Below are 7,760 nucleotides of genomic sequence, written 5' to 3' on the forward strand. Positions count from 1 at the left end.
CCTGTTACATCTGTTGTTCTGAAGAAGAATTGTGGTCTATAGCCTGAGAAGAATGGTGTATGACGTCCACCTTCTTCTTTTGTTAGTACGTATACTTGTCCTTCAAATTCTGTGTGTGGGTGTACTGAACCTGGTTCTGCTATTACTTGTCCTCTTTGGATTTCGTTTCTTTGTACTCCTCTTAATAGTAACGCACAGTTATCTCCTGATTCTGTTGTTTCAAGTGATTTGTGGAACATTTCTATTCCTGTTACTACTACTTCTCTTGTTTTGTCTGTTAGTCCAACTATTTCTACTGTAGATCCAAGTTTTAGTGTTCCTCTTTCTACTCTTCCTGTTGCTACTGTTCCTCTTCCTGAGATTGTCATTACGTCTTCTACTGGCATTAGGAATGGTTGGTCGTTATCTCTTTCTGGGATGTCGAAGTATTCGTCTACTTCATCCATTAATTGAAGGATTTTGTCTGACCATTCGCCTTCTCCACCTTCTTGTAGAGATTTTAATGCTGATCCTACTACTACTGGTGCATTGTCCCCATCGAATTCATATTCTGATAGTAAATCTCTTACTTCCATTTCTACTAATTCGATTAGTTCTGGATCATCTACTTGGTCTTCTTTGTTTAAGAATACTGCGATTTTTGGTACTCCTACTTGTCTTGCTAATAAGATGTGTTCTCTTGTTTGTGGCATTGGACCATCTGCAGCTGATACTACTAGGATTGCTCCGTCCATTTGTGCTGCTCCTGTGATCATGTTTTTAACGTAGTCAGCGTGGCCTGGAGCGTCTATATGTGCGTAGTGTCTCTTTTCTGTTTCGTATTCTACTACTGATGTGTTGATTGTGATTCCACGTTCTCTTTCTTCTGGAGCTTTATCGATGTGTTCGTAATCTACGTATTCACCTGTTCCGTATTTTTTGTTTAGAGCTTGTGTGATTGCTGCTGTTGTTGTTGTTTTACCGTGGTCAACGTGTCCGATTGTACCAATATTAATATGTGGTTTACTTCTTTCAAATGTTTCTTTACTCATTATTTCCTCCTAAATATTATAAGATTACTATACCATAAATTTTATAAATTTACTACAATTACCAATATTATACCGTCTATTATGAATAATTAAAAATTATTTGCAAAATTATTATTAAGTAGTATACTATTTCTATGCCACTTTAGCTCAGTCGGTAGAGCGCATCCATGGTAAGGATGAGGTCCTCAGTTCGATCCTGGGAAGTGGCTCCATTTTTTTGCCCATTTTTATTTTTTAACTTTTACGATTAATCAATTTTTACAATTTTCTTATAATTAAGTATTGCCGTAAATTATGGTATATCTTAAAAAAATTATATATATTTTTTTCACTTATTTTTATAATTAGTTATGGATTTTCCATATTATTTTTACTTATAATTTTTTATTTTTACTATTTTTCAAGTATTTTTCTATATTTTTTATTTTTTATATAAGTTAAAATAAAAAAATCAAGCCATAATATAGCTTGATTTTAAAATTTTATTGGTTTATTAAATTTAATTTTTTTAGTAAAGTCATAAAGGCTGATAGTAATACTGCTACTACTGATGCTAGAACCATTCCTTGTAGTTGGATTGATCCGAATTTTACTGATAATCCTGAAAGACCTGCTATGAAGATTACAGATGTTAAGATTAAGTTTATTGATTTTGAGTAATCTACTTTTTGATCAACTAATAATCTTATTCCGCTAGTTCCAATCATTCCATATAGTAAGAAGGTAACTCCTCCTATTACATCTCCTGGTATTGTTTGAATTAGGGCTGCAAGTGGTCCAAAAAATGCCATTATTATTGAAATTATTGCTGCCATCCCTATTACTTGTACTGAATATACTCCAGTGATTGCCATTACTCCGATATTTTCTCCGTATGTTGTTGTTGGAACTCCTCCTACAAGTCCTGAAAGTGCTGATGAGAAGTTATCTGCAAATATTGACCTGTGGAGTCCTGGGTCTTCTAATAAATTTCTTCCTATTATGTTACTTGTTACTACTTGGTGAGAAATATGTTCACTTGTTATTACAAGTATTACTGGAAGCATTGATAAAATAGCTTCTATTGAAAATTTTGGTGTTGAAAAGTTTGGAAGGGTGAATAATTTTGCTTGTAAGACTGGTGTAAAGTCAACCATGTCAAAAAATATTGCGCTTATATATCCAACTACTATTGCTATAAGAATTGGAATTGTTGAAAAGAATCCTTTAAATGCTACAGATCCTATAATTGCTGTGAATAGTGTGATTGCAAATACTATGTAATCTTTGTAATTTGCAGAATCTGTCATCAAGTTTGCTCCGATTGATCCACCTGTTACTGTATTTCCTGCAAGTTCAAATCCTATTAAGGCTACAACTGCCCCCATAGCTGCAGGTGGTAATACTACATCGATCCATCCTATACCAAATTTATAAATTATATAGGCTAATAAACATCCTATAAGTCCGACCACAATAAAAGCACCTTGAGCATATTGAAATCCTTGACTTGCAATAATAGCTGTTCCTGGTGCTAAAAATGCAAATGATGATCCCAAATAAGCAGGTGCTTTCTTTTTGGTAAATAATATAAATAATAATGTTCCTATACCATTCATAAATAGTACAATTCCTGGATTAATTTTAAATAAAATTGGAACTAAAACACTAGCTCCAAACATTGCAAATGTGTGTTGGATAGAAAGTGGTAACAACAATTTAAATGGTAACTTATCTTCTACATGGTAAATTTTTTTAGAATTTTTCATAATGCCTCCTTTTTTATACATCAAGAGATATATTAGCAAAAATTATATATCTTGTCAATTAAAATTTATAAGAAAATTTTTAGATATATATTATTTTTTTGCAAAATAAAAGACCCAATAAATTGGGTCCTCGTCTTTTATATGTATATATTTTATTCTGCTGGTGAGATTGCTTCTACTGGACAAACAGCAGCACATGATCCACAATCGATGCATGCATCTTCGTCGATTTCGTAAGCTGCATCTCCTTGTTCAATTGCTTGAACTGGACATTCACCTTCACATGATCCACATGATATACATGTATTTTCATCTATTCTATAAGCCATATTATTACCTCCTAATTTGTTATATTATTATTATAGTAGTTAAATTAGTTAATGTCAAATGATATTAAATATCAATTTTCTCTTTATTTTTTAGTAGACTTTGTTAACTATTTATTTGCTTAATATCTTTTGGACAATAAGATTTTTCGACTTCTGTATCATCTTCTTCAATTTTTACCCTAATCTTACATTTTTCTTTTACATAATTATTTTCAACAACTACACCAATACCATCTTGGGTTTGAACTTTTTGGCCTACCTTTGGCATAGCCTTTTTGGCAATTTTATAATTTTCATTTTCATATGACAGGCAGCACATAAGCCTGCCACATAAGCCAGATATTTTATTTGGATCGAGGGTAATATCTTGCTCCTTTGCCATTTTTATGGACAAGGGCTTAAAATCATCTAGAAATCTTGCACAACAACATTTTTGGCCACAAAGACCTACACTTGCAACTAATTTAGCATGGTCTCTTACTCCAATTTGCCTTAGCTCAATTCTGTTTCTATAAATAGCCGCTAATTCTTTTACAAGTTTCCTAAAATCAACCCTATTATTTGATGAAAAATAAATCATCAATTTTTTTCTATCGAAAGTAAATTCAGCTTCTATAGCATGAAGATTTAGACCTAGTTTATCTGCTTTTTCCTGGCAAATTTTTACAGCCTCTTTGGCATCTATTTTATTTTTTTCATCTTCTTTTAGGTCATTTTTATTTGCTATTCTTATAATTGGACTTAATTCACGGTCAAATTCATCTTCACTTATTTCTTTTACAGGTGTTTTTACAGTTCCTATTTCAAGACATGAGTTTGAATTTACAATGACCTTATCGTCAATTTGTAAATTAAAGTCTAATGGATTGAAATAATATATTTTTCCTGCTTTTTTAAAGCTTACTCCTACTACTTTCAACATTTATCCCCTCTCTATAGATAAAAAATACGAAATTTTCAATTGCCAAATCAAAATTTACGTTATTTTTAAATCCTTTTGTTATTTCTTCTGTTTTTCTTATCATCCTATCAATAGAATCAAAAGGTAATTTTTCTATCTTTTTCAAGTAAAATAATATTTTTTTATTTTCAATAGAAATTTCCCTATAATATTTTAATTTTATCAAATTATTGAAGAAATTTGAAATTTCTATAAAAAATTCTTCCTTATAATCTTTAGCCTTGCTAAAAAAATCTTTGTTTTTATAATAAAAAGATAGGTTCCCAGAAATTATTTCACTTAATATATAGGATAATTCTTCCCTATCAACAAATTCATTTTCTTTTTCACTTTTAAAACTTATAATTTGACATCTAGACCTAATAGTCTTTAAAAGACTAAAAGAATTATTAGTAGTAAAAATGATAAGTATATAGTCTTTTGCATCTTCTATGCTTTTTAAAAGAGCATTTGAACCTTCAAGGCTCAATCTTTCACTTTCATCTATTACATAAATTTTAATTTTCCCGTTACTGGGCCTAAGATACATATCGTTTATCAAGAGCCTAACAGTTTTTATACTTATATTCTTTTCCTTCTCATCCTTTTTTATTATCTCAAAATCGGGATTTTCAGATAGCCTTGTATCTAAACCATAAGATTCAAAAACTTTTTTGGAAAATTCCAATGCCCTATCCAAATTATAGGTTGAATTTTTAGATTCAAAGATATAGGCACTGGATAGCCTCTTGTTTTCAATTTGATTTTCTAAAAGCTCCATATTAAATTCTTATATATTGGTCAACATCTAAAATAAAAATAGTAGCTCCCCCAACATTTACATCTACAGGCGCACTTGTTGCAAGTAGTGGTGAATCAGCTGTTGGATTTATTACTGATGATTGGGTTGTTCTTTTTTTACAATTATCTTCAATTATTTTTTTAACTTCTTCAAGATTTTCTTCTTCTATACCTATAAGTAAGGTTGTATTTCCCTCTCTCAAAAATCCACCAGTTGTTGCAAGTTTAGTAACCCTATATCTCTTTTCTGTTAGTGAGTCCATCAAAAAGTTTGCATCTGCATCTTGAACTATAGCAATTAAAAGTTTCATTTTTTCTCCTTTAAATAAGTCTTAATTTCATCTAAACAATTATTAACAACAAGATCTAAGCTCTTGTTGGCGTCAATTGATATAATCTCGTCTTTGAATCTTTTAGATAAATCAATATAGCCTTCATAAGTTTTTTTTGTGAAAAGAATCATCTTCATTTTCCAATCGGTCAGAAACAAAGTTTTTTCTTTTTCTATCTATAGCAGTTTTGTAATCAATATTTAAAAATAAGGTTAAATCTGCTTTTATTTCTCCAATTGCAAAATCATTAATTTTTTTAACCTCATCAATCCCAAGCCCTCTCCCAATGCCTTGATAAAGCATAGAACTTAAAACAAACCTATCACAAAGAATGATAGATCCTTTTTCTAAAAGAGGCCTTAATTTTTCTTCAATTAATTGGGCCCTACTTGCAGCATAAAGTAAAGCTTCACATCTTGCTGACATTTTTATATTGTCATTATCTAAAATAATTTCTCTAATTTTTTCTGAAATTTCCGTTCCACCAGGTTCTCTAAACTTATAAATATCATAACCATCTTGTAAAAGTTTATCATAAACTTTTTCCAAAACAGTAGTTTTGCCAGAACCATCTGGACCTTCAAATACAATTAATAATCCGTTCATATTTACATTATACAATAAATTGTAAAAAGATTAAAATTTCAAAATTTTAAAAATTTGTAAAAAAAAAGACCTTAACGGCCTTTGTTTCTTAGACTTATTCTTCGTCTTCTTTTTCTTCAGTTTCATCAACAGTTGGTACGTCAGCTGCAGATTCGCTATCTTCTTCTTCAACAACAACTTCTTCTTGAGGTTCTTGAAGTGAACATACAACTTCATCATCTTCAAGTAATATGTTGATGTTTTCATCTTTAGCTATATCAAGATCAGCTACTGTGAAAGCATCACCAATTTGCATTTCTGTTACTACAACTTCTGCATATTGTGGTATATACATTGGTAAACATTCAACGTCAACTGTATCAATATTTTGAACTAATACTGATGGTTCAACCCTAATATCATCTCTTCCACTTAAGTATACTGGAACTGTAACTCTGATAGCTTCTTTCGCATTAATTGCTTGGAAGTCTACATGGAAAAATTGAGATTTGAATGGGTGCATTTGATAATCTTTAATAAGTACTGGTACTTTTTCACCATCTAAATCTAAGTCAATAATTGTAGATGTACCTGCTTGAGATAATACCTTATCAAAATCTCTTGATGTAAATTGTACATTTATATTTTCTTTATCTTTACCATATACAACACCTGGTACAATAGCTTGTTGTCTAAGTTTATTAACTTGATTTTTTCCGACAGCTTCTCTTTTTTCTGATTTTAAAACTATATCTGCCATTGTTTCCTCCTTATATAATCTAACATTTCATACTGATTAATTATACCTTATTTCAAATGATTTGACAATGTTATTCTTCTTATTTGAAAAAAATTAATAAAATATAAAAAATGGGTATATAAATATAGAAAGAATTTTCATTTAGGAGGTATAAATGACAGAAAGAAAGAAAAAATTCGGTGAAGAAGAAATTACTGTAATTGGAGAAGAACTTAAAGTAGGAGATACAGCTCCAAACTTCAAAGCTATAAATAACGACTTATCAGAATATGATTTTTACAAAGAAGAAGAAGGAAAAATAAAAATATTATCAGTAGTTCCTTCACTTGATACATCAGTTTGTGAAATTCAAACAACAAAATTCAACAAGGCTGCAGCAGATATTAGCCCTGATGTTTCAATTGTTACAATTTCAAACGACCTACCATTTGCTCAATCAAGATTTTGTTCAGCTAAGGGAATAGATCAAGTAAAAACAGTTTCTGATTATAATTATTTAGATTTTGCTGACAAATATGCAACTTTAATAAAAGAATTAAAATTACAAAACAGGGCAGTATTTGTAGTAGACAAAGATAATAAATTAGTTCATGTTGAATATCTTGAACAAAATACCGAACTACCAGACTATGAAGCTGCACTAGAAGCTGCTAAAAAATTAGTTTAATAAAATATAAATCTTTAAAATCACTAATAGCTAGAGAGATCTAGCTATTTTTTTGTGAAATTTTCAAATAAAAAAAGCAAACAATAAAGTTTGCTTCAGAGCATAGACAAAGTATGAAATTAGATAATATTTTATTTTGAAATAAAATTAAGCTAAGTACCATCTCGACTAAGTGAGTGAAACGAACGCATGGAGAGATCTCAAGAGATTTCTCCGCTCGTTGCACTCGGTCGAAATGGGAAAATTTTTAGTTTATCAACAGTCTGAAGCAAACAATAAAGTTTGCTTTTTAATTATTTGTTATTAAAAATTTTCATAAAGGTCCCTATCATAAACAACATCAAGCTCTCCAATATATGCTGTATATTTATTTGGATGACAAAAATGTTCTTTATATCTATAAAGACCATCTTTTTTATCAAGTGAAATACCCCACCAAGGTCTAATGATTTGTATCCATTTTTTACACCATACTTAACTTCTTCCCAAAGCATATTATAATTTGGCATTTTTGTTTCTTTTTTCATTAGAACTTTGCAGTCATACAAGTTATGTTAGGCTATCTTT

Annotated in this window: 9 protein-coding genes, 1 tRNA gene and 1 pseudogene; 2 read left to right on the forward strand and 9 right to left on the reverse strand. The window is 30.1% G+C overall.

All coding sequences use genetic code 11. The features are described 5' to 3' along the window. Window positions 1-1,031: elongation factor Tu (gene tuf, locus ANHYDRO_RS04175; protein WP_004813852.1), on the reverse strand; the 1,031-nt coding region annotated here is incomplete at its 3' end. A 136-nt stretch (window positions 1,032-1,167) separates the two neighbouring features. Between tuf and ANHYDRO_RS04180 the strand changes: the two genes are divergently transcribed. After that, window positions 1,168-1,243, forward strand: a tRNA-Thr gene (locus ANHYDRO_RS04180). Between the two features lie 270 nt (window positions 1,244-1,513). On the opposite strand, the gene uraA is transcribed toward ANHYDRO_RS04180, so the two are convergent. From uraA to ANHYDRO_RS04215, 7 genes and pseudogenes are all read right to left on the reverse strand, one after another. Then, complete coding sequence (gene uraA, locus ANHYDRO_RS04185; RefSeq protein ID WP_039914008.1) at window positions 1,514-2,779, reverse strand: uracil permease; 1,266 nt, start codon at window positions 2,777-2,779, stop codon at window positions 1,514-1,516. 152 nt (window positions 2,780-2,931) lie between these two features. Next, a complete protein-coding gene (locus tag ANHYDRO_RS04190) occupies window positions 2,932-3,108 on the reverse strand; it encodes an indolepyruvate ferredoxin oxidoreductase subunit alpha (protein WP_004813856.1) in 177 nt (58 codons plus the stop codon). Between the two features lie 103 nt (window positions 3,109-3,211). Then, window positions 3,212-4,030 carry a PSP1 domain-containing protein gene (locus tag ANHYDRO_RS04195; RefSeq protein WP_004813858.1) on the reverse strand — a complete coding sequence of 273 codons (819 nt, stop codon included), beginning with the start codon at window positions 4,028-4,030 and terminating at the stop codon, window positions 3,212-3,214. Next, on the reverse strand, window positions 4,002-4,829 hold the full coding sequence (locus ANHYDRO_RS04200) for a DNA polymerase III subunit delta' (protein ID WP_004813860.1): 828 nt from the start codon (window positions 4,827-4,829) through the stop codon (window positions 4,002-4,004). Before ANHYDRO_RS04200 ends, ANHYDRO_RS04195 begins: the two co-directional genes overlap by 29 nt. Before the next feature lies 1 nt (window position 4,830). Beyond that, window positions 4,831-5,160 carry a cyclic-di-AMP receptor gene (locus tag ANHYDRO_RS04205; protein WP_004813861.1) on the reverse strand — a complete coding sequence of 110 codons (330 nt, stop codon included), beginning with the start codon at window positions 5,158-5,160 and terminating at the stop codon, window positions 4,831-4,833. Next, window positions 5,157-5,787 (reverse strand): annotated as a pseudogene (gene tmk, locus ANHYDRO_RS04210) (dTMP kinase). Before tmk ends, ANHYDRO_RS04205 begins: the two are co-directional and overlap by 4 nt. A 94-nt stretch (window positions 5,788-5,881) precedes the next feature. Continuing rightward, complete coding sequence (locus ANHYDRO_RS04215) at window positions 5,882-6,526, reverse strand: 50S ribosomal protein L25 (RefSeq protein WP_004813867.1); 645 nt, start codon at window positions 6,524-6,526, stop codon at window positions 5,882-5,884. A 154-nt stretch (window positions 6,527-6,680) separates the two neighbouring features. Between ANHYDRO_RS04215 and tpx the strand changes: the two genes are divergently transcribed. Beyond that, a complete protein-coding gene (tpx, locus tag ANHYDRO_RS04220) occupies window positions 6,681-7,193 on the forward strand; it encodes a thiol peroxidase (protein ID WP_004813869.1) in 513 nt (170 codons plus the stop codon). A 293-nt stretch (window positions 7,194-7,486) separates the two neighbouring features. Here tpx and ANHYDRO_RS04225 read toward each other — a convergent pair whose 3' ends face one another. Beyond that, a complete protein-coding gene (locus tag ANHYDRO_RS04225) occupies window positions 7,487-7,702 on the reverse strand; it encodes a hypothetical protein (protein ID WP_244261639.1) in 216 nt (71 codons plus the stop codon). Window positions 7,703-7,760: the final 58 nt, after the last annotated feature.

The organism is Anaerococcus hydrogenalis DSM 7454 (assembly GCF_000173355.1).
Lineage (GTDB): Bacteria > Bacillota > Clostridia > Tissierellales > Peptoniphilaceae > Anaerococcus > Anaerococcus hydrogenalis.

Coding starts and splice junctions, on each gene's coding strand:
- ANHYDRO_RS04205 (WP_004813861.1), bottom strand. CDS start 5,160: ATGAAACTTTTAATTGCTATAGTTCAAGATGCAGATGCAAACTTTTTG.
- uraA (WP_039914008.1), bottom strand. CDS start 2,779: ATGAAAAATTCTAAAAAAATTTACCATGTAGAAGATAAGTTACCATTT.
- ANHYDRO_RS04195 (WP_004813858.1), bottom strand. CDS start 4,030: ATGTTGAAAGTAGTAGGAGTAAGCTTTAAAAAAGCAGGAAAAATATAT.
- ANHYDRO_RS04225 (WP_244261639.1), bottom strand. CDS start 7,702: ATGCCAAATTATAATATGCTTTGGGAAGAAGTTAAGTATGGTGTAAAA.
- ANHYDRO_RS04200 (WP_004813860.1), bottom strand. CDS start 4,829: ATGGAGCTTTTAGAAAATCAAATTGAAAACAAGAGGCTATCCAGTGCC.
- tpx (WP_004813869.1), top strand. CDS start 6,681: ATGACAGAAAGAAAGAAAAAATTCGGTGAAGAAGAAATTACTGTAATT.
- ANHYDRO_RS04190 (WP_004813856.1), bottom strand. CDS start 3,108: ATGGCTTATAGAATAGATGAAAATACATGTATATCATGTGGATCATGT.
- ANHYDRO_RS04215 (WP_004813867.1), bottom strand. CDS start 6,526: ATGGCAGATATAGTTTTAAAATCAGAAAAAAGAGAAGCTGTCGGAAAA.